Origin of the sequence: Rhizobium sp. BK112, assembly GCF_014193215.1 — a bacterium.
GTDB lineage: Bacteria > Pseudomonadota > Alphaproteobacteria > Rhizobiales > Rhizobiaceae > Rhizobium > Rhizobium anhuiense.
The window spans coordinates 320,110-343,586 of record NZ_JACHYZ010000007.1 but is presented as its reverse complement, the minus strand read 5'-3'; the positions used below and the strand labels follow the sequence as shown (position 1 = coordinate 343,586).

20 protein-coding genes are annotated in these 23,477 nt (G+C 62.3%); 14 read left to right on the top strand and 6 right to left on the bottom strand.

What is annotated here, in order from left to right:
• Window positions 1-57 precede the first annotated feature (57 nt).
• Entirely contained in the window at window positions 58-1,245 is a 1,188-nt protein-coding gene (locus FHT75_RS21115) for a phytanoyl-CoA dioxygenase family protein (protein WP_063475263.1), read from the bottom strand.
• Window positions 1,246-1,340: 95 nt separating this feature from the next.
• Here FHT75_RS21115 and FHT75_RS21110 point away from each other — a divergent pair, with 95 nt between their 5' ends.
• Window positions 1,341-2,366, top strand: a complete 1,026-nt coding sequence (locus FHT75_RS21110; protein ID WP_063475264.1) for a LacI family DNA-binding transcriptional regulator — start codon at window positions 1,341-1,343, stop codon at window positions 2,364-2,366.
• A 70-nt stretch (window positions 2,367-2,436) separates the two neighbouring features.
• Window positions 2,437-3,654, top strand: a complete 1,218-nt coding sequence (locus tag FHT75_RS21105) for an adenylate/guanylate cyclase domain-containing protein (protein ID WP_063475265.1) — start codon at window positions 2,437-2,439, stop codon at window positions 3,652-3,654.
• A 21-nt stretch (window positions 3,655-3,675) separates the two neighbouring features.
• Here FHT75_RS21105 and FHT75_RS21100 read toward each other — a convergent pair whose 3' ends face one another.
• The 4 genes from FHT75_RS21100 to FHT75_RS21085 form a co-directional block, all read right to left on the bottom strand.
• Entirely contained in the window at window positions 3,676-4,455 is a 780-nt protein-coding gene (locus FHT75_RS21100; protein WP_047616659.1) for an SDR family oxidoreductase, read from the bottom strand.
• 79 nt (window positions 4,456-4,534) lie between these two features.
• Window positions 4,535-4,930: a DoxX family protein gene (locus tag FHT75_RS21095; RefSeq protein WP_063475378.1), complete on the bottom strand. Its 396-nt coding sequence runs from the start codon at window positions 4,928-4,930 to the stop codon at window positions 4,535-4,537.
• A 154-nt stretch (window positions 4,931-5,084) separates the two neighbouring features.
• Window positions 5,085-6,233 carry a galactonate dehydratase gene (gene dgoD, locus FHT75_RS21090; protein ID WP_047616194.1) on the bottom strand — a complete coding sequence of 383 codons (1,149 nt, stop codon included), beginning with the start codon at window positions 6,231-6,233 and terminating at the stop codon, window positions 5,085-5,087.
• A gap of 58 nt (window positions 6,234-6,291) precedes the next feature.
• A complete protein-coding gene (locus FHT75_RS21085; protein WP_047616196.1) occupies window positions 6,292-7,035 on the bottom strand; it encodes a FadR/GntR family transcriptional regulator in 744 nt (247 codons plus the stop codon).
• Between the two features lie 212 nt (window positions 7,036-7,247).
• Between FHT75_RS21085 and FHT75_RS21080 the strand changes: the two genes are divergently transcribed.
• From FHT75_RS21080 to FHT75_RS21035, 10 genes are all read left to right on the top strand, one after another.
• The gene (locus tag FHT75_RS21080) at window positions 7,248-8,231 is read left to right on the top strand and encodes an arabinose ABC transporter substrate-binding protein (RefSeq protein WP_063475266.1); all 984 of its coding nucleotides are present in this window, start codon (window positions 7,248-7,250) and stop codon (window positions 8,229-8,231) included.
• Between the two features lie 69 nt (window positions 8,232-8,300).
• Window positions 8,301-9,806 (top strand): L-arabinose ABC transporter ATP-binding protein AraG, encoded by a 1,506-nt coding sequence (gene araG, locus FHT75_RS21075; protein ID WP_063475267.1) that lies wholly within the window; start codon window positions 8,301-8,303, stop codon window positions 9,804-9,806.
• A 17-nt stretch (window positions 9,807-9,823) separates the two neighbouring features.
• Window positions 9,824-10,774, top strand: coding sequence for an L-arabinose ABC transporter permease AraH (gene araH, locus FHT75_RS21070; RefSeq protein ID WP_047616201.1), 951 nt, complete (start codon window positions 9,824-9,826; stop codon window positions 10,772-10,774).
• Window positions 10,771-11,661 carry an aldose 1-epimerase gene (locus FHT75_RS21065; RefSeq protein WP_063475268.1) on the top strand — a complete coding sequence of 297 codons (891 nt, stop codon included), beginning with the start codon at window positions 10,771-10,773 and terminating at the stop codon, window positions 11,659-11,661. The genes araH and FHT75_RS21065 overlap by 4 nt, the downstream gene beginning before the upstream one ends.
• Entirely contained in the window at window positions 11,662-12,441 is a 780-nt protein-coding gene (locus FHT75_RS21060; protein ID WP_047616204.1) for an SDR family oxidoreductase, read from the top strand.
• A 151-nt stretch (window positions 12,442-12,592) separates the two neighbouring features.
• Entirely contained in the window at window positions 12,593-13,024 is a 432-nt protein-coding gene (locus FHT75_RS21055) for an OsmC family protein (RefSeq protein WP_047616206.1), read from the top strand.
• 221 nt (window positions 13,025-13,245) lie between these two features.
• Complete coding sequence (locus FHT75_RS21050; protein WP_047616208.1) at window positions 13,246-13,854, top strand: TetR family transcriptional regulator; 609 nt, start codon at window positions 13,246-13,248, stop codon at window positions 13,852-13,854.
• Between the two features lie 50 nt (window positions 13,855-13,904).
• Window positions 13,905-15,044 carry an efflux RND transporter periplasmic adaptor subunit gene (locus FHT75_RS21045; RefSeq protein ID WP_063475269.1) on the top strand — a complete coding sequence of 380 codons (1,140 nt, stop codon included), beginning with the start codon at window positions 13,905-13,907 and terminating at the stop codon, window positions 15,042-15,044.
• Between the two features lie 27 nt (window positions 15,045-15,071).
• Complete coding sequence (locus FHT75_RS21040) at window positions 15,072-18,218, top strand: efflux RND transporter permease subunit (protein ID WP_047616212.1); 3,147 nt, start codon at window positions 15,072-15,074, stop codon at window positions 18,216-18,218.
• A gap of 234 nt (window positions 18,219-18,452) precedes the next feature.
• A complete protein-coding gene (locus tag FHT75_RS21035; RefSeq protein WP_063475270.1) occupies window positions 18,453-20,363 on the top strand; it encodes a beta-N-acetylhexosaminidase in 1,911 nt (636 codons plus the stop codon).
• A gap of 14 nt (window positions 20,364-20,377) precedes the next feature.
• Here the strand turns inward: FHT75_RS21035 and FHT75_RS21030 are convergent, their stop codons facing one another.
• Window positions 20,378-21,289 (bottom strand): ROK family protein, encoded by a 912-nt coding sequence (locus tag FHT75_RS21030; protein ID WP_063475271.1) that lies wholly within the window; start codon window positions 21,287-21,289, stop codon window positions 20,378-20,380.
• 345 nt (window positions 21,290-21,634) lie between these two features.
• Here FHT75_RS21030 and FHT75_RS21025 point away from each other — a divergent pair, with 345 nt between their 5' ends.
• Window positions 21,635-22,204 (top strand): exopolysaccharide biosynthesis protein, encoded by a 570-nt coding sequence (locus tag FHT75_RS21025; protein WP_244604804.1) that lies wholly within the window; start codon window positions 21,635-21,637, stop codon window positions 22,202-22,204.
• 194 nt (window positions 22,205-22,398) lie between these two features.
• Window positions 22,399-23,352, top strand: a complete 954-nt coding sequence (locus FHT75_RS21020) for a sugar-binding transcriptional regulator (RefSeq protein WP_047616217.1) — start codon at window positions 22,399-22,401, stop codon at window positions 23,350-23,352.
• The last annotated feature ends 125 nt before the right edge of the window (window positions 23,353-23,477 follow it).

Genomic DNA, 23,477 nt, shown 5'->3' with positions numbered 1-23,477 from the left:
CTCCCGCGGATGCGGGAGGCTTGTGTCAGTACGGATACAAGAGACTTACGCTTCCAATCAGCTCAGCTTCTTCTGCGCCTGCGCCGCAAGTGCTGCGGTAAAGGCCTCGTCGCTCCAGCCTTCCTTCAGCGCCTCGTGCATCAGTTGCGCCTGTGTCTTCGGCGCCAGTCCGCCGAGCGGCGGGTCGCGGTCGAGATTGGTCGGGAAGGAATAACCTTCGGCGCAGGCGGCGACGGCGTTGGCGATTTCATCAGGCGAGAGCTTTTCCTGCAAGCTCTTCAAGGCGGGAAACAGCCTGGCGCTCATCTTCTCGCGGTTGACGGTTTCCATCGCCCGGCCGAAGGCGGAGGAGACTTGCAGGAGGTTGGCGACACGCTTGATGTCGGCCGAGCGGTTGGTGCCGGCGGCATGGAAAAGGGCGGGATTGAAGAAGACGACGTCGCCTTTTTCGAGCGGCATCTGGACATGATGGGTTTCGAAATAATCGCGGAACTCCTGCCGTTTCAGCGCGAGATAACCGGGCACATAGGTTTGGCTGTGCGGCAGAAAGAGCGTCGGGCCGCTTTCGAGCGGCATGTCGCAATGGGCGACCGCGCCCTGCAGTGTCAGTACCGGCGAGAGCCGATGCACATGCGCCGGAAACTGCTCGATCACCGCAGACGACTGAAAGCCGAGATGGTAATCGCGATGCGCCGACTGCGCCGCGCCGCCCGGATTGACGCGATTGACCTGCGCCGTCATCTGGTAGCTCGGGCCGAGCCAGGCTTCGCTTGCCAGCACGATGATGGGATTGCCGTAATATTCGGCGAAATTTGCCGGATCGGCGAGGCAATGTTTTTCCAGCGAATTCCAGATGCGATCGTTGGCGCCAGGCTTGGCGAAGTGATCGCCGCCGCCGGTCGCGGTGCGGTGCTGCTCCTCGATGATCGCATCGAAGATCGTGCTGGCGCGGTCGATGATGCCGGTGTCTTCGTAAGCGCGCTTGAACACGACGACCCCAGGACCTTCGCCGAAGACCTCGCAGATTTCCGCCAACACGGCGCGCCGGCCTTCCGGCGTTGCGGCGGCTGCCATCACCTTGCGGCTGTCATAGATCAGCACGTTTTTTTCGACCGCAGACGCTGCGGGGTAATCGGCAAGCACCGTCGTTTTTTCCGCAAGGTCGCGAAAATCGTCGAGATCGCAGGCCTCTTCGGTCAGCCAGACGCGGTCGGCGCGCAGTTTCTGCGGATTGTCGGTTTTCATGGCGGGCTCCTCCCTCTTTCCGATGGAGGCACTATACGCCGCGATGCCAGGTGATATAGATCAGAAATCCATCAAAAAACCATCAAGGCCCGGCCATGGTCCATCGCTTTCTCGTCAAGGACATCGCCTTCCAGGCAGGCCTGAGCACCGCGACCGTCGACCGGGTGCTGAACGGCAGGCCGGGCGTGCGTCGGCAGACGGAGATGCGGGTGAAGGCGGCGATCGCTGAGCTGGAGAAGCAGCAGGCGGGGGCGATGGGCAGCGGGCGTGTGCTGGCGATCGATATCGTCATGGAGACGCCACAGCGTTTCAGCGATGCGGTGCGCAATGCCTTCGAAGCGGAGATGGCGGCCTTCCTGCCCGGCGTCTTCCGCTGCCGGTTCCATTTCGCCGAGGTGATGAAGCCGGCCGAACTGGTGCAGCTTCTCGATCGCATCCGGCTGCGTGGTACGCACGGCATTGTGCTCAAGGCGCCTGACGTTGCCGAGGTGGCTGCTTCAGTTGCGCGGGCGGATGCGGCGGGCATTCCCGTGGTGACGCTGGTGACCGACCTGCCGAATTCGGCCCGCATCGCTTATGCCGGCGCCGACAACCGGGCGGCGGGAGAGACCGCCGCCTATCTGATCGGCGAATTCCTCGGGGACAATGGCGGCAAGGTGCTGGTGACGTTGTCGAGCGGGCGGTTCCGCGGCGAGGAAGAGCGCGAAATCGGCTTTCGTCGCAGCATCCGTGCCCATTATCCCGACATCGGCATTACTGAAATCAGCGAGGGGCACGGCACCGATGCCGCCACGGGAACGCTTGCGGCGGCGGCGCTTGCCGCCGATCCCGCCATCAACGCCGTCTATTCGATCGGCGGTGGCAACCGGGCGGTGCTTTCGGCCTTCGATGCGGCCCAACGTCCCGTCCGCGTCTTCGTCGCCCATGATCTCGATGCCGATAATCGCGCCCTGCTTGCCGCGCGTCGGATCGGCTTCGTGCTGCATCACGATCTCAGAACCGATGCGCGCTCGGCCTTCAGGGCGATCATGAGCCGGGCACAAGCATCGGGGCGGGCGGTTTCGCCCTCGCTTTCAACGGTCGAAATCATCACGCCCTACAATATGCCCGCGGGCAATTGAGCCAATTGACTTTCCTTCCATGCCGAATTCGGGCTACAGCTCAGACCAAGCACGAGTGAAGGTGAGCGCCATGGATTACAGCGACGTCAGCACGATTGCAGCCTGGGTGACCGAGCAGGGACTGAAGGGCGTTTCCGAAGCCGAGCTCATGACCGGTTTCTGCGCGGCCTGTCGTAATGCCGGCCTGCCGCTCGACCGCGGTCTGGCGCTGATGGATACGTTGCATCCGGTGCATGAGGGCCGTGCTTTCCGCTGGGACAGCGTCGAGGAGATCCAGACAGAGTTCGAATATGGTCCGACGAGCTCGGGGGAAGCGGCGTCGAACTGGCAGCGTTCGGCTTTCTATCATCTTTGGTCTCGCAACGAGCGGGAGATCCGCCGGCGTCTCGGTTTCGGCGATCCGATCGATTTCAGCCTGCTCGATACGATCGCTGAAGCCGGCCACACGGATTTCGTGGCGATGATGCATCGTTTTTCCGAGGCTGGCACGATCGGCGAGATGGATTGCTTCTTCTCGCATTTCGCGACGAAACATCCTGAGGGCTTTTCCGATCACGACCTTGCCATCCTGCGCAAGCTGGTGCCGGTGTTGGGGCTGGCGATCAAATGCATCGCGCTTGGACGCATCGCCCGCACCATCGCAGAGGTCTATCTCGGCGAAGACGCCGCGCGCCAGGTGATGGAAGGCAAGATCAGCCGCGGCAAATCGGAGCGGATTTCCGCAGCACTCTGGTTTTCCGATCTGCTGAACTACACCAAGATCTCCGACAGCGTGCCGCCGGAGGAGATCATCCCGCTGCTCAACGACTACAGCGAGGCTGTGATCACGGCGATCCACGCATCCGGCGGCAACGTGCTGAAGCTGATCGGCGACGGCGTGCTGGCGATCTTCAAGGGCGAGGTTCCGGCGGAGGCTTGTTCCGCGGCCCTACGCGCCGAATCCCTTCTGCGGGAAAAGCTCGGCACGTTGAATGATGAACGCCGGGCGGCCGGCCGGGCCGCGACCGACGTCTATATCGGCCTGCATATCGGCGACGTCTTCTACGGCAATATCGGCAGCCAGGACCGGCTGGACTTTACCGTCATCGGCCCTGCCGTCAACGAGGTCAGCCGCATCGCCTCGATCTGCCGCTCGGTCGATCTCAACCTCTTGATGTCCTCCGATTTCGCCTCGGCGATCCCGGAGGAGGAGCGCGCGACACTCGCCTGCATCGGGCGTTACGCATTGCGCGGCGTACAGCGCGCCCAGCAGCTCTATACGCTGGAAAGCGCCCGGCTGAACGGCTGACCGCGGCAGAATCGGCAAGGACTATCGCAGCAGACCCTGACCGCCGTCGATCCAGATCGGCGTGCCGGTGATGTGTCGGGCGCGGTCGGAGGCGAGGAAGAGGATGGTTTCGGCGACGTCCTCGCTCTTGCCTGCCCTGCCGCCGGCGATCGGGATATCCCCCTGCGGCCAGATGACCGGCACCTCGGTCTCTTCGCGATGGCGGCTGTTCGTGTTGGCGCCGATATTGGTCTCGATCTCGCCGGGGCAGACGGCATTGACGCGAATGCCGTGCCGACCAAGTTCGAGGGCGAGCTGCTGGACCATGGCGACCTGGCCGGCCTTGGTTGCGGTGTAGGCGGTGGCGCCCGGCGTGGTGAAGGTACGGGTGCCGTTGATGGACGAAACGACGACGATCGAACCGCCGCGGCGCTTCAGATGCGGAACCGCCAGATGCAGGGTCAGATAGGTGCCGCGCAGATTGACGGCGATGGTCTTGTCCCATTCATCCGGCTGCAGATCATCGATCGGCGCCCAGACTCCGTTGATCCCGGCATTGGCGACAACGATGTCGAGGCCGTCGAAGGTGTTGGTCAGTTGCTTCACGGCGCCCCGCATTTGAGCTTCGTCGCTTGTATCTGCCGTCAACGCCATCGACTGGCCGCCGGCGGCCTCGATCTCGGCGCAGGTTTTCTCGACTTCTTCCGCTGTGCGGCTCAATGCTGCGACCCTTGCTCCCTCGGCGGCAAGCCGCAAGGCGGCGGCTTTGCCGATGCCCGAACCGGCGCCTGTCACCAATGCGATCTTTCCTTTCAGTTCCATGGGCTCTCCTTGCCGTTTTGCCGGTAAGCCAATGTTCGGCGCGGTTGTTTGGTTCCGCAAGGAGCGCCGGTCGTTCGGGCTATCTGAGGAGGCTGTGGTTCAACGCCCATTTCTCCGGCCCATGGACGGCGGCAAAGAGCAGGCCGGCGAGGAAGGTAAAGTGATCGATGAAGAAGCCGAACTCGGCCTGGTTCTGCTGCCAATGGGATGGGCCGTGGAAGGCGAAGGCGAGGAAGATCACATAGATGCCTGCGAGCAGGCTGGCCTCGGTGAAGAAGGCTCCCGATATGAGGGCAAGCGCCAGCGCGATCTCGAAGAAGGCGGCGACCCAGGCCAGGAATGTCGCCATCGGAAAGCCTGCGGCGGTGATATAGCCCGCCGTCGCGGCGATATCGGCGAATTTGAAGCCGGCGGCCATGAAGAACACAAAACTGAAGATGATGCGCGCGACGATGATTGCGATTGCTCTGGCCATCATGAAATCTCCTCTTTGAGTTTCCACTATGACGGAGGAGACACGCGATATCCTACACGGTGAACGAAAAAAGGCCGCTTTGAGCGGCCCAATCACTTTGAGTGGCGCATAATCCTTTCCGAAAATCGGTTCCGATTTTCGGGGTTATGCGCTCTCACCACTCGGCGAAGCTGCCGTCGGCGTGCCGCCAGATCGGGTTGCGCCAGCGATGGCCCTCCTTGGCGCGTTCGATGACATAAGCCTCGTCGACCTCGATGCCGAGGCCGGGACCCTGCGGGATCGAAACGAAACCATCGGCATAGTGGAACACCTCCTTGTTGGAGATGTAGTCGAGGATGTCGTTGCCCTTGTTGTAGTGGATGCCGAGGCTCTGTTCCTGGATGAAGGCGTTGTAGCTGACGGCATCGACCTGCAGGCAGGCGGCGAGCGCGATCGGGCCGAGCGGGCAATGCGGCGCCAGCGCCACGTCATAGGCTTCGGCCATCGCCGCGATCTTGCGGCATTCGGTAATGCCGCCGGCATGGGAGAGATCCGGCTGGATGATGTCGACATAGCCGTCGGACAGAACCTGCTTGAAGTCCCAGCGCGAAAAGAGCCGTTCGCCGAGCGCGATCGGCGTCGAGGTATGGTTGACGATATCGCGCAGCGCTTCCTTGTTTTCCGAAAGCACCGGCTCCTCGATAAACATCAGCTTGTAGGGATCGAGCTCCTTGGCGAGAACCTTCGCCATCGGTTTGTGCACACGGCCGTGGAAATCGACGCCGATGCCGATATGCGGGCCGATCGCTTCGCGGATGGCGGCGATGGTTTCGACTGCCTTCTCCACCTTCTCGTTGGTGTCGACGATCTGCATCTCCTCGCAGCCATTGAGTTTGATCGCCTTGAAACCGCGGGCAACCACCTCCCTGGCATTGTTGGCGACATCCGAGGGACGGTCGCCGCCGATCCAGGAATAGACCTTGATACGATCACGGAGCTGGCCGCCGAGGAGCGAATGGATCGGCTGGCCGAGCGCCTTGCCCTTGATGTCCCAGAGCGCCTGGTCGATGCCCGAGATCGCGCTCATATGAACGGCGCCGCCGCGATAGAAGCCGCCGCGATACATCACGGTCCAGTGGTCCTCGATCAGGAAGGGATCCTTGCCGATCAGATAGTCTTCCAGTTCGTGGACGGCCGCCTGAACAGTCAGCGCCCGGCCCTCGACGACCGGTTCGCCCCAGCCGACGATGCCCTCGTCGGTCTCGACCTTCAAAAACAGCCAGCGCGGCGGCACGATATAAGTGGTGAGTTTGGTGATCTTCATCGCTGTCTTTCAGTCTCTTCCCGGGTTTGCGATCGGCATGTCCGCAGGTGGTGATCCATCATTTCGTTCTGCCGATCGCCTTTTCGGCGGCGGCAAGGTCGCGCACCGCAAGATCGAGCATGCGGTTGGCGCATTCGCGGGCGCCCGCCTTGTCGCGCATGCGCAGGGCCTCGACCAACTGGCCGTGAACGATGACCGCATCCTCGCGATTCTCGACGGCGATGTTGGAGGCATGCAGCGCATATTTCAGCGCCGCATGGATGGCGCTCGACAGGCGGCGGAAGACCTGGTTGTGGCTGGCGGTGAGCAGCACCGTATGGAACATGACATCGGCCTCGGTGAAGCTTTCCGGGTCGCGGGCACTGTCGCGCATCTGCCGCCAGGCCTTGTCGAGATCGGCGATCTCCTGGGCGCTGGCCCGCTCGGCGGCATATTCCGCAGCTGCCGGCTCGATGGTGCGGCGGGCTTCGAGAATGCAGCCGAGCAGGTCGAAATCCTTGATGTAAGGGCCGATCCACTCGAGCACGTCGGCATCGAGTATATTCCAGTCGTCCCGGTCGCAGACGGTGGTTCCGACCCGCGGTTTGCCGCGGACGAGGCCCTTTGATTCCAGCACCTTCAGCGATTCGCGAATGACGGTGCGGCTGACGCCGTAGAGCTCGCACAGGTCGTTCTCGCGCGGCAGCGGCGTGCCTGAGGGATAGCGGTCCGCGCAGATATCCTGAGCGATCGCCGCCGTGACGTTGCGGCCTACGCGCGGTCGGCGCTTTTCGGCCGCGTCCTGTCGCTCGATTGTTTCCAACTCACCTCTCCGCTCTATCTCCGGCGCGAAGCAATCGAACCTCATTATCCGAATTCGATCCGCTTTGCGACGCTTCCTCCCGGCCTCTCGTCAATAATCCTATTATTCCAATCATCATACATTGGCAATTGACTGGTATGATGATTTATCATAATTCATAGGGCGCTGCCGGGGAGGCAGCTGCTCGGTTTTTAGAGTTCAGGGAGAGAGACATGCGCTTGTTCAAAGCAGCCATCCTGGCTGGCACTTTCGCCATTCTGGCGGCCGGCTCGGCATTTTCCGCAGACGTCAAGATTGGGTTCATCGTCAAGCAGCCCGAGGAGCCGTGGTTCCAGGACGAATGGAAATTCGCTGACCAGGCCGCCAAGGAAAAAGGCTTCACCGTCGTCAAGATCGGCGCCGAAGACGGCGAGAAGGTGCAGTCGGCGATCGACAATCTCGGCGCCCAGGGTGCGCAGGGCTTCATCATCTGCACGCCCGACGTCAAACTCGGCCCCGGCATCGTCGCCAAGGCTGAAGCCAACCAACTGAAGCTGATGACGGTCGACGACCGCCTCGTCAGCGCCGATGGCAAGCCGTTGGAAGACGTACCGCATATGGGCATTTCTGCCACCAAGATCGGCGAGACCGTCGGCCAGGCCATCGTCGACGAAATCAAGAAGCGCGGCTGGGATATGAAAAATGTCGGTGCGGTGCGGGTCTCCTACGACCAGCTACCGACTGCCGTCGACCGCGTCGAAGGGGCGATCTCGGTGCTGAAGTCCGCCGGCTTCCCGGCCGAGAACATCTATGACGCGCCGCAGGCAAAGACCGACACGGAAGCGGCGCTCAATGCGGCAACCACCGTTCTCAACAAACATGCCGATGTGAAATATTGGGTCGCCTTCGGCCTCAACGACGAAGCCGTTCTCGGCGCCGTCCGTGCCTCCGAGTCGGTCGGCATTCCGGCGGCCAACGTCATCGGTGTCGGCATCGGCGGCGCGGAATCGGCGATCAACGAATTCAAGAAGCCGGCTGCGACGGGCTTCTTCGGCACCGTCATCATCTCACCGAAGCGTCACGGCTATGAGACGGCGCTCAACATGTATGACTGGATCGCCAACGGCAAGGAGCCGGCAAAACTGACGCTGACCGCCGGTTCCCTGGCGCTGCGCGGCGATTACGACAAGGTTCGCAAGGATCTTGGCATCGAGTGATCGTCCTTTGAGGATGATATATGCCCGGCGGCCGCTCAGCGCCGCCGGGTCTTTCTCGACGGAGCGACGATGGCTTTCCTCGAATTCAACAATATTTCCAAGGGTTATCCCGGCGTGCAGGCGCTGGCGGATGTTTCCTTCCCTGTCGAGAAGGGCGCCGTCCACGGCCTGATGGGCGAAAACGGCGCCGGTAAATCGACGCTGATCCGGGTGCTGTCAGGCGACCAGGCCGCCGATAGCGGCACCATCCTCATCGACGGCGAGGAGCAGAAATACGGCTCCGTCCGCGACGCCTTCCATGCCGGCGTCATCGTCATCCATCAGGAACTACAGCTCGTTCCGGAGTTGACGGTCGCCGAAAATCTCTGGCTTGGGCGCTTTCCGGCCAAGGGCGGCGTCATCCATTCGAAGACGTTGATCGAGACGGTGCGCACGAAGCTGGAAGAGATCGGCATCGAAGTTGATCCCGCGGCCAAGGTTGCCTCACTTTCGATCGGCGCGCGGCAGATGGTCGAGATCGCCAAGGCCGTCATGCTCGATGCACGGGTAATCGCGCTCGACGAGCCGACCTCCTCGCTTTCCTCACGCGAAAGCGAGATCCTGTTTTCTCTCATCGAGACACTGAAGGCGAAGGGAACTGTCATCCTCTATGTCTCGCATCGTCTCGACGAAATTTTCAGGCTTTGCGACAGCCTGACGGTGCTGCGCGACGGCAAGCTTGCCGCCCACCATCCTCAAATCGGCGAAACGACGCGCGAACAGATCATCTCGGAAATGGTCGGACGCGAGATCAGCAATGTCTGGGGATGGCGCGAACGTCCGCTCGGCGCCGTTCGGCTAGAGGTCAAGGGCCTGTCGGGGCCGAGGCTGCGCCACCCGATCAGCTTTTCGGTCCGCCAGGGCGAGATTCTCGGCTTCTTCGGTCTGATCGGCGCCGGCCGCAGCGAGATGGCGCGGCTGCTTTACGGCGCCGATGCCCGGCATCAGGGCCAAGTGACGATCGACGGCGTCGCCGTTTCGCCGAACAATCCGAAAGCGGCGATCAATGCCGGCATGGTGCTGTGCCCCGAGGACCGCAAGTTCGACGGCATCGTCCAGGGCCGATCGATCGAAGAGAATATCGCGATCTCGTCGCGCCGGCATTTTTCGCCCTTCGGCATTCTGAGCCTGAGACAAGAGGCGGCGCTCGCCGACCAGTTCATCGCCAAGCTTCGGGTGCGAACGCCGTCGCGCAAGCAGGACATCATCAATCTCTCCGGCGGCAACCAGCAGAAAGTCATTCTCGGCCGCTGGCTGTCCGAGCAGGGCATCCAGGTTCTCGTCATCGACGAGCCGACGCGCGGCATCGACGTCGGGGCGAAATCGGAAATCTACGAAATCCTCTACGAGCTTGCCGCCGGCGGTATGGCGATCGTGGTGATTTCAAGCGAGTTGCCCGAAGTCATGGGCATCTCCGATCGCATCATGGTGATGTGCCAGGGCAGGGTGGCGGCCAATGTCGCCCGCCAAGATTTCGACGAGCGCAGCATCCTGACGGCGGCGCTCCCCGACAAGAATGCCGCAGGCACCATTTAAGACTGGGAACACGGACGATGCATTCGGTGAAAAAAATCCTTCTCGGCGAACAGGGGCTGGTGGTGATCTTCACTGCTGCCTTCGTGATCGTCTCGCTCTTCGTGCCGAACTTTCTGACCGAGCGAAACATGCTGGGGCTGCTTCAGTCGGTCGTCACGATCGGCATCGTCGCCTGTACGATGATGTTCTGCCTGGCGTCTCGCGATTTCGACCTTTCGGTCGGATCGATCGTCGCCTTCTCCGGCATGATCGCGGTGATGGTCTCGAATGCGACGGGCTCCATTCCCCTCGGGCTGCTCGCCGCCTTGTTGTGCGGGGCCCTCGTCGGCTTCGTCAACGGCATCGTCATCGCCCGCTTTCGCATCAATGCGCTGATCACCACGCTGGCGACCATGCAGATCGTGCGCGGGCTGGCGCTGATCGCCTCGGATGGTCGCGCCGTCGGCATCAACGATCCTGCCTTCTACCAGCTTGCCCTGTCGCGTTTCCTGACCGTGCCGACGCCGATCTGGATCATGCTGATCCTTTTCATCCTCTTCGGTTTCGTTCTCAACCGCACCGTCTTCGGCAAGAACACCCTGGCGATCGGCGGCAATCCCGAGGCCTCGCGGCTTGCGGGCGTCAACGTCGTCAACATGCGCATCTGGATCTTTGCGCTGCAGGGTCTCGTCTGCGGCGTTGCCGGCATCCTGCTTGCCTCGCGCATCACCTCCGGCCAGCCGAATGCAGCGACGGGACTCGAACTCTCGGTGATTTCGGCCTGCGTTCTCGGCGGTGTTTCGCTGGCCGGCGGCAGGGCGGCGATGAGCGGTGTGATCGTCGGCGTGCTGATCATGGGCATTGCCGAAAATGTCATGAACCTCTTGAATATCCAGGCATTCTATCAATATGTCGTACGTGGGCTGATCCTGCTGATCGCGGTGCTGCTCGACAATTTGAGGTCTTCAGCTGCGGGGCGACGCGGATGAACCAAGGAAGAGCCGGCGACGAAATCGAATTGCGGCACGGCGACCTCGTCGTCCGGGTCAGCCATCGGGGTGCCGCCGTCACCGCCGCAACATATCGGGGCGTGCCCTTTCTCGTTGCGGCCGGCGGGCCTGAAGAAACGATGGCAAATTTCGCGATGGTGCCGTTGGGCAACCGCGTGGAAGGCAATGTCATGTCCTTTGCCGATCGCGACTATACCTTCCAGCCGAATACTGCCGATCCGCTCTATCGGCATGGCGATGGCTGGCTCAGCCTCTGGCAGCTTGAAGACTCGAGCCCGGAGCACGCGCAGTTCTGCTTTTCCCGGGGCGCCGACAGTGTTTCACCTTATGCCTATCTCACCCGGCAGGAGATCCGTCTCGCCGGCAATGCGCTGGTGCTGACACTTTTCGTGGAAAACCGGGGCGAAACCGCTCTTCCCTTCGGGCTCGGTCAGCATCCCTTCTTCGCGCGGACGCCAAAGACGAGGCTGATGGTTGCGGCCGATCGTTACTGGAGCGAGCGACCCGACCATCTTCCCGATATGCCCGGCCCCGTGCCCGATGATTTCGATTTCAGGTCCGGCAGGCTGTTGCCGCAGAAATGGATGAACAATGCCTTCGAGGGTTGGAACGGACGGGCTGCTATCACCTGGCCGGAACTTGGAATTCAGGCGGCGCTCGAAGCCGATGGTGCGCTCGATCGCTTCATGCTCTATATGCCCGTCACCCGCGGCGACTTCTTCTGCCTCGAGCCGATGAGCCACTTGCCGAACGGCCACCACCTGCCCGATTTCGGTGGGCTCAGGCGGCTTGCGCCGGGGGAGGCTCTTGCCGGCACGGTGACGATCCTGATGTCGGAACTGCCGGTTCAATCGGAGGTGAGATAGATGGGCAGCCGCCTGCATGGCAAGAACATCCTGATCACGGGTGCCGCGCAGGGTATCGGTCTTGCGATGGCAAAGGCTTTCATGCGGGAGGATGCCGCCGTTTTTCTCGTCGATCGCGATGCGGCGCGGCTGGCGAAGGCAGCGAAAGCGCTTCAGAGCAGTGGCGGCCGGCTTGGTTATCTGCCGGCCGACATTACCGATGCCGGAACGATCACGACGTTGGTGGCCCAGGCGAAGGAAGAGATCGGAGAGCTGAACGCGCTCGTCAACAATGCCGGGGTGAATGTCTTTGCCGAACCACTCGAGACGACGGACGAGGAATGGAACCGCTGCTTCGACATCAATCTCAAGGGCGCCTGGAACTGCTGCAAGGCGGTGCTGCCCGGCCTGATCGAACAGGGCGGCGGCGTCATTCTCAACATTGCCTCGACGCACGCTTTCACCATCATCCCGCACACATTTCCCTATCCGCTGGCAAAACACGCCCTGCTCGGGATGACGAAATCCCTGGGTCTCGAATATGCGGCCCGCAATATCCGCGTCAACGCACTGGCGCCGGGCTATGTCTCGACACAGAAGGTGATCGATTACTGGAACAGCTTCCCCGATCCGGAAGCGGCAAAGGCCGAAACGATGAGGCTGCATCCCGGCGGGCGCATCGCGACACCGGAGGAGATCGCCATGGCGGCCGTGTTCATGATTTCGGACGAATGCCCGTTCATGAATGGCACTTGCCTGACGATCGACGGTGGTCTCAGCGTCTTGCAGCATCCCGGCTGAAAGGGCTTCGATTTTCGCTGATTTTTACAGGCCTGTCGTCTTCTCCGGATAGAGCATTATATTGCCCTTCGGGAAGGCTATTTGATCTCCCGCGGGCATGGAGCGGCGCCCTGCCGCTTGCTCGAAAGCACAATCGAAACAGGAGGACGGCATGCAGATCAATCGTACGGCTTCGGCCCATTGGACCGGTGGCCTCAAGGACGGCAAAGGCCTGATCTCGACGCAGAGCGGCGCCCTGAAGGACTATCCCTACGGCTTCGCAAGTCGCTTCGAAGGCATTGCTGGCACCAACCCGGAAGAACTGATCGGCGCAGCCCATGCCGGTTGCTTCACCATGGCGCTGTCGTTGATCCTCGGCGAAGCCGGCTTTACCGCCGAGCATATGGAAACCTCCGCCAAGGTAACGCTGGAAAGCGTCGAGGGCGGCTTTGCCATCACCGCCATCCATCTTTCGCTCTCTGGCCGTATTCCCGGTGCCGATGAGGCGACCTTCACCGAGCTTGCCAACAAGGCCAAGGCCGGTTGCCCTGTGTCCAAGGCGCTCGCCTCCGTTCCGATCACGCTCGACGTCAAGCTCGCCTGATTTCCGGCCGCCGATGAGGTGCCGCGCGCGTTTCGCGTCGCGGCACTTTTCAATTGCGCCCGACCGCCATCGTCCATCTGCTTCAGAAAATCCCTCACACGACCAAATGGCCGTCCTGCCGAGAGCTGTACTGCGCTCAGGGATGTTGACAAGTGACGCCTGATATTTTACGACTGACGAAATTCAAAATTCGTCAGTCGTAATTCGAGGCATCGAAAATCATGGACGAGATTGCGGAAAACACGCTCGACATCACTCGGCAGGAGAATGTCACCCGCATTCTTGATGCGGCCGAGCGGCTGTTTCGGCATTATGGCTACAGCAAGACGACGGTGGCCGACATTGCCCGCGATCTTGGCATGTCGCCCGCCAATATCTATCGTTTCTTCGCCTCCAAGGTGGAAATCCACCAGGCGCTCTGCGGGCGCATGCTCGCCACCGCTTATCAGATCGCCTACGACATCCGCCATCAGCCGATCAGCGCCAGCGAGCGGTTGCGCCGCTATGTCGAGACCCAGCATCAATTGACGCTGGATCTGATGCTCGATGAGATGAAGGTGCATGAGATGATCATCGTCGCGATCGAGCGCGACTGGCACGTCATCGAAAAACATATCGACCGCGTCCATGATCTCATTGCCGAAATCATTGCCGAAGGCATTGCCGCCGGCGAGTTCGTCGAGCAGGACCCGGTCGTTGCCTCGCGCTGCTTCGGCGCGGCGACGATCAATCTCTGCCATCCGCAAATGGTGGCCCAATGCCTTGCCAAAACCAACCGCGCAAGCGTCGACGAACTGATCGACTACGTGATCAGGGCGCTGAAGAAATAATGGACGGCAGCCGCCGTCGAGACCCCCGAAACGATCCAGGAGTGCGGAAGATGTTTTCGCTCAAGACCCTCAGCTACCGCATGCCGTCCGTCACCAGTCTCGCGCTCGTCGGCGCGATTGGCATCGGCGTTTCCGCGTGCTCGGAAGAGAAGGCTGAGGTCAAGCAAGTCGTCCGGCCGGTGAAGGTCGTCGAGATCGCCAAGGCCGGCGACACGCGCAAGCTCGATTATTCCGGCTCGGTCAAGGCGCGCACGGAGATGAACCTCGGTTTCCGCGTCGCCGGCAAGATCACAGAACGCCTCGTCGATATCGGCGACCGGGTGACACCGGGCGATGTTCTTGCCCGCGTCGACGCCACGGATTACCAGCTGGCGGTCAGGACGGCCGAAGCCAATCTCGCCGCGGCCGAAAGGGGTGTCGAAACCACCGATCTCGTCAACAAACGCGCCGAGCAGCTTTTCGACAAGAGTGTCGCCCCGAAGTCTCAGGTTGAACAGGCCTCACTCAGCCATGACCAGGCGATCTCGCAGCGCGATGCCGCCCTTTCGGCGCTCGACCAGGCGAAAAACCAGGTGAGCTACACCGAGCTCAAGGCCGGTCAGAACGGCATCGTCACCGCGATCAATGCCGATACCGGCCAGGTCGTCGGCTCCGGCACCGCCGTCGTCACCGTTGCCGTCGACGGCGAGAAGGAAGTGCAGATCGCGGTTCCGGAAAACGACATTGCCGAATTCAAGCCGGGCAAGACAGTCAAGGCCAGTTTCTGGGCCGACGACAGGCTGGTGCTCGACGGCAAGGTGCGGGAGGTTTCCGGTAGCGCCGACCAGCAATCGCGCACCTTTGCGGTTCGCGTGAGCTTGCCGAACGATCCGCAGGTGCTGCTCGGCATGACGGCGACGATCGAGGCCGATGTCAGCAATGGCAACAGCTATGTCTCGATCCCGCTCAGCGCGCTCGCCGAGAAGGACGGCAAGAAGATGGTCTGGACCGTCGATCGCAATACGTCGACTGTGCATGGCCGCGACATCAAGGTCGCCGATTTCACCGGCGACGGCGTGCATGTGATCGAGGGCCTCGACAGCGGCGATCTCGTCGTTGCGGCCGGCACGCAGTTCATGAGCGAAAACCTGAAGGTGAAGGTGCCGGACCAGCAGTCGGCCCTGGCCGCCACGGACCAGACCGTCCGCTGATCGGGCCATAGGATAGGGAATAAGACCATGGACGCCACCACCACCGAGAAGCGGCCCTTCAACCTGTCGCGCTGGGCAATCGGACATCCGAGCATCGCCCGCTTCCTCTTCGGGCTGATCATCATCACCGGCGTGCTCGGGCTGATGCGCATGGGCCAGCGCGAGGATCCCGAATTCACCTTCCGCGTCATGGTCGTTCAGGCGATCTGGCCGGGCGCTTCCATACAGGAGATGGAAGATCAGGTCGTCAACAAGATCGAGCGCAAGCTGCAGGAAACTCCGCATATCGACTGGGTCAAGTCCTATACGCGGGCGGGCAGTGCGATCATCACCCTGCAGGTCAAGGGCGATACGAATTCGAAGGATGTGGCGGACGCTTTCTACCAGGTGCGCAAGAAGGTCGGCGACATCTCCAGCGAGCTGCCGCAGGGCCTGCTCGGCCCCTATTTCAACGACGAGTTCGGCGACACGTTCATCACACTGCATTCGATCAGCGGCGACGGCTATTCCTATCCGGAACTGAAGAAATTCGCGATCCAGGCGCGCGACATGCTGCTGACGACGCCGGGCGTCGAGAAGGCCGTGATCATCGGCGACCAGCCTGAGAAGATCTATATCGACGTCTCGTCCAAGGCGCTCGCCGAGCGCGGCCTGACGATCCTCGATCTGCAGAATGCCATCAAGGGCCAGAACAATGTCGATCCGGCCGGCTCCGTCGATACCGGCTTGCGCTCGGTGCGCATATCCGTCGAAGGCGACGTGAAGAAGGCGACCGATATTCGCGAGTTGCGCCTTCGCGCCGGCGGCCAGGTGACGCGGCTTGGCGATATCGCCACCGTCAGTTCCGGGCTCGAAGATCCCTATCAGCGCAAGTACCGTTTCAACGGCCACGAGAGCGTTCAGGTCGGCGTCGTCATGGCCAAGGGCTTCAACGTCACCGATGTCGGCAAGGATGTGGAGGCGACCTATCAGCGCTTCGAGGAGGCGCTGCCTTATGGCGTCTCGGTCGATCAGATCGCCAACCAGCCCGACGTGGTGACGGACGCGATCAGTGAATTCATGCATGCGCTCGGCGAAGCCCTCGTCATCGTGCTGGTTGTCTCGTTCCTGTCGATCGGCTGGCGTTCGGGCCTCGTCATTGCCATCGCCATTCCTCTGGTGCTCGCAGCCACCTTCGCGCTGATGTACGAACTCGGCATCGACCTGCAGCGCATCTCGCTCGGCGCGCTGATCATCGCGCTCGGCCTGCTCGTCGACGATGCGATGATCGTCGTCGAGATGATGGAGCGAAAGCTGGAGGAGGGGCTCGTCAAGATCGAAGCGGCGAGCTTCGCCTATTCCTCGACCGCCTTCCCGATGCTGACGGGTACGCTGATCACCACGGCCGGCTTCATCCCCGTCGGCTTTGCCGCATCGACGGCCGGCGAATATGTGCGGTCGCTGTTCTATGTGGTCGGTATCGCGCTGGTGACCTCGTGGTTCGTCGCGGTCTACTTCACGCCGTGGCTCGGCTATATGATCCTCAAGCAGCGCCATCACGCCGGCGAGCATCACGATGCCTTCGACACCGGCTTCTATCGCCGGCTGCGCGGCACGGTCGGCTGGGCGGTGCGCCACCGGGTCATCGTGCTGCTTCTGACGCTCGGCACCTTCGTCACCAGCCTCTGGGCCTTCCAGTTCATCCCGCAGAATTTCTTCCCGCAGTCCTCGCGGCCGGAAATCCTCGTCGATCTCTGGCTGCCCGAGGGCACCAGCATCAAGGAAGTCGAGGTGCAGGCAAAGGCGCTCGAAGCCAAGATGATGGACGACCCCGACAAGAAGTTCATCGCCACCTATATTGGCGAAGGCGCGCCGCGTTTCTTCCTGCCGCTCGACCAGCAGCTGCGCAATCCGAACTTCGCCCAGTTGCTCGTCATGGCCAATGACGAACCGGCGCGCGAGCGGCTGATCACCAAGCTGCGGACGATCCTGGCGGAAGACTTCCCCGACATTCGCGGCAAGGTCGACCGCCTCTTCCTCGGCCCACCGACTGGCTGGCCCGTCCAAATGCGCGTCATGGGGCCGGACCGCGGGGAAGTCAGGGCGATCGCCGATCAGGTGAAGGCGCGTTTCCAGGCCAATCCGATGCTCGGCGCCATCCATGACGATTGGCTGGAGCAGGTGCCGGCGATGAAGTTGGTGATCGACCAGGATCGCGCCCGGGCACTCGGCGTCACTTCGCAGCGCGTTCGCCAGATGTTGCAGACTGCCATGTCGGGTGCGGCGCTCGATGATTTCCGCGACGGCGAGGAGACGGTCTCGATCGTCGCCCGCGAGCCGGATGCCAGCCGTTCGCTGCTGTCGGCGGTCAACTCTGTCTATGTGCCGACGGACTTCGGCGGCTTCGTGCCGGTCTCGCAGGTCGCCAAGGTCGTGCCGGTCATGGAGCAGGGCATCGAATGGCGGCGCGACCGCCTGCCGACGATCACCGTGCGTGCGACGCTGCCCGACGATGTGCAGCCGAACGATGTGGTGATGAAGATGTATGCCGACATGAAGGACCTGCGCGACAGCCTGCCGGCCGGCTATAAAGTCGAGATCCAGGGCGGCGCCGAGGATGCGGCGGAAAGCCAGATGTCGATCGCCGCCAAGGCGCCGATCATGCTCGCCGTCATCATCGTGCTGCTGATGATACAGCTGCAGCATTTCGGCAAGGCGATGCTGGTGCTCGCCACCGGGCCGCTCGGCATTATCGGTGCGGCGGCGGCACTGCTGATCAGCGGCGCGCCCTTCGGCTTCGTGGCGATCCTCGGGGTCATCGCGCTGCTCGGCATCATCATGCGCAACTCGATCATCCTGGTTGACCAGATTGACCAGGATATCAAAGCCGGCATGCACCGGCAAGAGGCGATCGTCGGCGCGGCCGTGCGGCGTTTCCGGCCGATCATGCTGACGGCGCTGACCGCCGTGCTGGCGCTTATCCCGATCTCGCGCGGCGTCTTCTGGGGTCCGCTCGCCTACGCGATGATGGGCGGCATCCTGGTTGCCACAGTGCTCACCATTCTGGTTCTGCCCGCCGGTTACGCCCTTTTCTTCGGCCGGGAGCCGAAGGCGAAGGACGAGCCAGGCCAGCATGCCGACGCCATCCAGGAAGAGGCGGATGACAGACATCCGCCGGCGTTGGCCGCAGAGTGAGGACGGCGCGGCGAAAGCCGCGCCGTTTTCCTTGCAGGCCCGCAGATCCCGACCAAGATGCACCGCTGTTGAACCCGTAGAGCCTGGTTGGAAGGCTTTGAACGGTTTTCATGCTGCAGCCCGCCCTGAACCTGCGCGCCGATTCCATTGCCGCCTCGAAAAAGCTAAGCTGCGAAAGCACGCCGGGAGTCCAGTCGCGATCCCGGTCACTCATCGACGGGGCAGGGCACGACCATGGCCGATTACCATCTGGAAGCAACCTGGAGCCCGATCGAGGGCAGCTTTGGGCGCTTGACCTTCACGCTGTTCAATCTTTCGGCCGAGCCGCTCTCCGGCTTCTCGCTGGCCTACACCTCGGAAACGCGCGTTGCCGACAAACATGTCTGCGATGGCGGCAGCCTGAAACAGCAGCTCGCGCATTTCCACGAATTCCTACCGAGCGACGGCCTGAGCGTGGCGCCCGGGGGGCGCTGGCGGTTCACCGTCGAGGGCCTGACCAGAGAGCCGAAACATGCGACATCAGGTATCAAATCGGCCTATCTGACACTTGGCGACGGGCGCCATGTTCCCGTCGGTTTCGGCGATCTCATGCTCGAAGGCCGGGAAGGCGGCGTGGCGCCGCCGCTTCTGCCGCCGGGTCGGGCCGAGGAGCCCTATGCGCTGCTGCCCTGGCCGCTGGCTCTCGGGCTGAAGGCAGGAGAGCTGCCCGTCGTCCTTTATCCGGCCGAGCGGACGCGGCCCGATGCGGTCAAGGCGCTCGCCCTGGTTCTGGAACTCTACCAGCGGCTCTATCCGGCCGACAACGTCCCGTTCTCCCTCAGTGCCGTCAAAGGCGGACGGGCCATTCGTTTCGTCACCGAATCCTCGATCGCCGCCTTTGCCTATGAATTGCGTTTCACCGCGCATGAGATCGTTCTGTCGAGTGCCGATGCCGCTGGGCGGCAATACGGGCTGATCAGCCTGGCGCAGCTGCTGCATGGCGGCCGCGCCGATCGTGAGAGCTTCAAATTCCCCAATTTCGGCACGATCGCCGACCAGCCGCGTTATGACTGGCGCGGTTGTCATCTCGACGTGTCCAGGCAGTTTTATCCGGTGGCCGATATCATGCGGCTGATCGATATTCTCGCTTGGAACAAGCTCAACATCTTCCACTGGCATCTGACCGACGACGAAGCCTGGCGGCTGGAGATCAAGGCCTATCCCGCACTGACGGAGATCGGCGCGCGGCGCGGGCCTGATGAAGTGCTCATGCCGCAACTCGGCGACGGGGCGGAACCGCGCTCCGGCCATTACACCCAGGACGATGTCAGGCGGATCGTTGCGCATGCGGCCTCTCTGCACATCGACGTGGTGCCGGAAATCGATATTCCCGGCCACAGCAGCGCGACGCTGCTGTCGCTACCCGCGCTTGTCGACGGGCAGGAGGCGCCGGACAGCTACCGCTCGGTGCAGGGTTATCCCAACAATGCCCTCAATCCGGCTGTCGAATTCACCTATGAATTCCTCGGCAAGGTGTTCGACGAGATGGTGGCGCTGTTTCCCAGCGAATATCTTCATATCGGCGGCGACGAAGTGGCGCAGGGCTCCTGGCTTTCCTCGCCGCTCTGCAAGGCATTGATGGAGCGGGAGAAACTTGCCGGCACCGCCGAGCTGCAATCCTATTTCCTGAAACGTATCAAAGCCATGCTGTCGGAGCGCGGCAGGAAGCTCGCCGGCTGGAACGAGGTCTCGCATGGCGGCGGCGTCGAGCGCGACGGCACGCTGCTGATGGCCTGGGAAAAGCCTGCCGTCGGCATCGAGCTGGCACAGGAAGGCTACGACGTGGTGATGACGCCGGGCCAGGCCTATTATCTCGACATGGCGCAGGCCGAAGCCTGGGCCGAACCCGGCGCGGGCTGGGCGGGGTTCAACCCGCCGGAACACACCTATGCTTATGAGGCCGAGGGCGAGCTGCCGGAGGCGCTGCAGCAGAAGATGCGTGGCATCCAGGCCTGCATTTGGACCGAGAACTTCCTGTCCTGCGCCTATTTCAACCGGCTGGCTTTTCCGCGCCTTCCGGCCGTTGCCGAGGCTGCCTGGACGCCTTTGGCGCGCAAGGACTGGGATCGGTTCGCAGCGATCGTGCGGATGTGGCCGGTGCTTTAGGGAGTCCTCTGGATTTAGGCCGCCTCGGCCTTCAACCCCAGCAGGGCTGCGCCGATCAGGCCGGGCTCGATGCGGCATTCGCTGCGCACCACCAGCGGGCGCTCGAACTTGCGCAGGATGCGGGCGCGCACGGCGTGGTCGAGTTCAGCCAGCAGCGGCTCGACATTGGAAAGCCCGCCGCCGACCGGGACGATGGTCGCGCCGGTGATGTTGATCGTTAGCGCCAAGGGCGAGGCGACGAGATCGACATAGACGTCGATCGTGCGTGTCGCCTTCTCCTCGCCCTGGCGCCACTGGGCGATGATCTCCTCACTGGAAAGGTCGAGATTGTGCAGCGTCTGATGCAGCCGCTCCAGGCCGCGAGCGCCGCCGACGGTGTCGACGCAGCCCTTCTGGCCGCAGCCGCAGGCATAGGCGGGAATGGCGACGGGTGGATTGCCTGCTGCGGATGCGATGATCGGCCCGTGACCCCATTCGCCGGCAAAACCGCCGGCCTCATTGACGAGGCGTCCGTCGGCAACCAAGCCGCCGCCGACGCCGGTGCCGAGGATGGCGCCGAAGACGATGCGGTGGCCGCGGCCGGCGCCGAGGCCGGCTTCGGCCATGGCGAAACAGTCGGCGTCGTTGGCAATCAGCACCGGAAGGCCGAGCTCGGTTTCGAGGTCGGCCGCGAGCGTGCGGCCGTGAATGCAGGGAATGTTGGCGCAGATCAGGCGCTGGGTATCGGGATCGACGACGCCGGCGATGGAAAGCGCGATGCGGCTCGGCCGTTCGCCGGTTTCAGCGATAATGTCGCGCAGGGTCTCGACGAAAGCGGCGAAATCATCCTTCGGCGTCGGGCGGCGGCCGAGGGGAACGATGTCTGTCTCGGAGCGGGCGATGCCCCCTTTGATGGCGGTGCCGCCGATGTCGAATGAAATGATCATTGCACTCTGCCGTTTCTCTGGTCTCCGCGTCTGCTTGCATTGTTGGCGGGGAATTTCAAGCGCTCATTCGGCGGCGGTGTTGGCTGCTTCAGGGGCGTGCCGTGTGGCACCCCGCTGTTCTGTCGGATATCTCGCCCACGGGTGGGGCGATTGGATAGCCGGGATCGGCTCCGATCGCAGCTACAATTTCTAACCCGCAAGTCATTCAATTGGCATATTGCATCGCCAGAATCCGGCCCTACACTTTCATCAACCGCCGGATCCACGATCATCGATACGAGAGAAAACAGTACCATCCGAAGACCACGTCCCAAAGGCCGCCGCCTCTCATCCATTTTACGGCAGATGGCCGCCGACCAGAGCCGTGAGCGGATCTCGATCGGTGATCTATTCGACACGATGGGCGACAGGGCGATCAGCGCGTTGATGCTGATCTTCGCGCTGCCGAACGCCTTTCCCACGCCGCCCGGCACTTCGGCCGTGCTCGGCGCGCCATTGGTCTTCCTGGCCGCGCAATTGACCTTCGGGCTGAAACCCTGGCTGCCGAGGGTGATTGCCGACCGTTCGATGCGGCGGGAGGATTTCGAGAATATCGTCGGCCGCATTCACCGCTGGCTCGCCTGGGCCGAGCGCATGCTGAAGCCGAGGCTTGCGATCTTTGCCGAGCCGCCGGCGGAATATCTCGCCGGGGCCGCATGTCTGCTGCTGTCGATCGTGCTGCTGCTGCCGGTCCCGCTCGGCAACATCCTGCCGGCGATCACGATCTCGGTCTTCGCTTTCGGCATATTGGGCCGTGACGGTCTCTTCGCGCTCATCGGCTTCGTGATGACGGCCGTGTCGCTCGTCATCGCCGGCGGGGTGATCTACGGGCTGGTGAAGGCGGCGATCTATCTCGTCGTGCAATGGTTCGCCTGAGTGGGGTTTGGCTAAGTGCGGGTTGCCTAAGCGGGGTTGCATGAGCGGAGTTTGCATCGGTGATAGCGGTTATTTGGCGGGGCTCTTTGCAACAGGCTCGACATTTGCCGGAATTTTGTTTTGATCTGGCGCGATACAAATTCAAATCATGTTCGGCGGCGGCACGCCGGCTCACTTTGCGCGGTAGGCATTAAATGGCAAAAAGATCAGAGACCCCTGCACGGCTCGACGATGCGGCTCGGGCTGGCTGGCTCTATTACGTCGCCGGGCGCACGCAGGATGAAATCGCCGCTGCGATGGGCATCTCGCGCCAATCGGCGCAGCGGCTGGTGTCGCTGGCGGTCGCCGAGCGCCTGATCAAGGTGCGGCTCGATCATCCGATCGCCGCCTGCCTGGAACTCGGCAGTCAGTTGCGCCGGAAATTCGGGCTGAAACATGTTGAGGTGGTGCCGAGTGATCCCGCGTCGTCATCGACGACGGTCGGTATCGCCGAGGCGGCGGCCGCCGAGATCGAGCGGTGGCTGAAACGGCCGGAGCCAATCGTCCTCGCCATCGGCACCGGCCGCACGCTGAAAGCGGCCGTCGACCAACTGCCGGCGATCGAATGTCCGAATCACCGCATCGTTTCGCTGACCGGCAATATCGCCCCGGACGGGTCGGCGGCCTATTACAACGTCATCTTCAGCATGGCCGATGCGGTGAAGGCGCGGCACTATCCGATGCCGTTGCCGGTGCTCGTCACCTCGGCGGAGGAACGGGAGCTGCTGCACGGCCAGCAACTGGTGCGTTCGACGCTCGACATGAGTGCGCAAGCCGATGTTACCTTCGTCGGCATCGGCGAACTCGGCATCGACGGGCCGCTCTGCGTCGACGGTTTTCTCGAGAAGGACGAGATGATGGAGCTGATGCGCGGCGGCGCGGTCGGCGAGATCTGCGGCTGGATCTTCGATGTCGACGGCAGGTTGCTCGACAACCCGATCAACGAGCGCGTCGCGTCGGCGCCGATCCCGTCCCGCGACGCGTCGATCGTCATTGGACTGGCCAAGGGCAAGCGCAAATTCAAGGCGATCAGGGCTGCCATTGTCGGCCATCAAATCAATGCTCTGATCACCGATGAAGAAACTGCTGAGTTTTTGCTCAGGAATTGAGCAAAAAATATTCTAGTTAAATCAATGAGATGACTATCGCCTTCGGCATCGCAGCAACGATTGCCGATTGACATTCTTTGTTGATTGTTGAGTAATTGCCCATGAGCAAAGCGAATGCTCACACT